This is a genomic window from Mycobacterium sp. NGS57 (genome assembly GCF_059812405.1).
Map to the genome: position 1 here is coordinate 1 of NZ_JCALCP010000026.1, position 2,313 is coordinate 2,313.

Annotated in this window: 1 pseudogene; it reads left to right on the top strand. The window is 83.3% G+C overall.

The features are described from left to right. Window positions 1-2,313, top strand: a pseudogene (locus AC5Y43_RS24915) (PE family protein); the annotation flags it as partial.

Sequence of the window (2,313 nt, forward strand, 5' to 3'; positions counted from 1 at the left end):
CCGGCACCGGCACCAACGGCAGCGGCGGGGTCGGCGGCAAGGGCGGCGCCGCCGGTACTCCCGGCAGCGGCGGCGACGGCGCGGCCGGCACCATCACCAACACCGCCGGCGGCGCCGGCGGCCACGGCGGCAACGCCGGCGCGGTGGGCGGTGGCGGCGCCGGCGGCGCCAACGGCGGGGGCGGCAGCGCGGCCGGTGGCGCCAACGGCGCCGCGGTCACCGGCATCGCGGGCAGCGGCGGCGACGGCGGCGCGGGCTACAGCCCGACGACCCCCGGCGCCAACGGCGGCGACGGCGGCCAGGGCGGCGCCGGCGGCAACATCGGCGACGGCGGCCAGGGCGGGGCCGGCGGCAACGGCGTGGCCGGCGCGGTCGGCCATGACGGCGTCAACCCGGGCGAAAGCGGCACCACGGGCCAGGCCGGCGGCAAGGGTGGCGCGGGCGGCGCCGGCGGCGCGGCCACCGGGGCGGGCACGCACGCCGGCAGCGGCGGCGCCGGCGGCACGGGCGGCAGCGGCGGTCAGGGCGGCAGCGGCGTGAACGGCGCCAATGGGACGACGACCCAAGGTGCGGGCACCGCGGGCGGTCAAGGCGGCAACGCCGGCAGCGGCGGCGCGGGCGGTAACGGCGGCGCCGGTGGCGCCGCGGGCAGCGCGGGCGCCGGCGTCACCCCGGGCAGTGCGGGCAGCGGCGGCGCGGCGGGCAGCGGCGGTGCCGCGGGGACCGCGGGCAGCGGTGGCATCGGCGCGGGCGGCGCCAACGGCGTCAGCGGGGTCAACAGCGGCGCCGGGTATGCCGGCGGCAACGGCGGTCAGGGCGGCAACGGCGGCGACGGCGGAGCCGGCGGCGTCGGAGGGGCGAACGGCGACGGCGTCGGCACCGGCGCCAACGGCACCGGCGGCGCGGCCAGCAACGGCGGCCAAGGTGGGGCCGCCGGGGCCGGCGGGGCCGGCATCACCGGCGTCAACGGCACCGCCGATCTGAACAAGTACGGCACCGGCATCGGCGGCGGCCAGAGCGGCGGCGACGGCGGCAACGGCGGCCAAGGCGGCGCCGGCGGCGCCGGCGGCAACGGCGGCACCAACGGCAGCGGCATCGGCACCGGCACCAACGGCACCGGCGGGGTCGGCGGCAACGGCGGCGCCGCCGGAACCCCCGGCAGCGGCGGCGACGGCGCGGCCGGAACCATCACCAACACCACCGGCGGCGCCGGCGGCAACGGCGGCAACCCCGGTGTCGCGGGCGGCGGCGGCGCCGGCGGCGCCAACGGCGGCGGCGGCAGCGCGGCCGGCGGCGCCAGCGGCGCAGCGGTCACCGGCACGGCCGGCAGCGGCGGCAACGGCGGCGCGGGCTACAGCCCGACCACGGCCGGGGCGTCCGGCGGCCAGGGCGGTGCCGGCGGCAACGGCGGCGCGATCGGCAACGGCGGCCAGGGCGGTGCCGGCGGCAACGGCGTGGCCGGCGCCATCGGCGCCAATGGCGTCAACCCCGGCGACAGCGGCGGCGCGGGCCAGGCCGGCGGGTCCGGCGGCCAGGGCGGCCAAGGCGGCAACGGCGGCTCGATCTCCGGGACGGCCGGCATCGGCGGCGCGGGCGGGTCCGGCGCCAGCGGCGGCTCGGGCGGCACCGGGATCAACGGCGCGGCCGGCGTGTCCGGGGACACCACCTACGGCACCGCGGGTCAGGGCCAGGCCGGCGGCACCGGCGGCGGCGGCGGGAACGGCGGCTCCGGCGGCAACGGCGGCGTCGGCGGCAAGACCCTCGGCGGCACCGGCACCCAGGCCGCCAGCGGCGCCGGTGGCAACGCCGGCAGCGGCGGGGCCGGGGGCGCCGGCGGGCAGGGCGGAATCGGGGCGGCCGGCGTGGCCGGCACCAACAGCGGCACCGGCGGGGCCGGGGCCAACGGCGGCAACGGCGGCACCGGCGGCACCGGCGGCAACGGCGGCACCGGCTCGACCACCGGCACCGCGGGCAGCGCCGGCAACGGCGGCAACAGCGGCGCCGGCGGCACCGGCGGGCGCGGCGCCGACGGCACGATCACCAACACCACCGGCGGCAACGGCGGCACCGGTGGCAACCGCGGCACCGCGGGCGCCCACGGCGCCGTGGGCACCGGGTCGGGCAGCCCGAGCGCGGGCAGCAACGGCATCGCCCCCACCTCCGGCGGCAACGGCGGCCAGGGCGGGGCCGGCTACAGCCCGACCACCGCGGGCGCCTCCGGCGGCCAGGGCGGTCAGGGCGGGGCCGGCGGCAACGTCGGCGCCGGCGGTCAGGGCGGGGCCGGCGGCAACGGCGTGGCCGGCGCCATCGGCA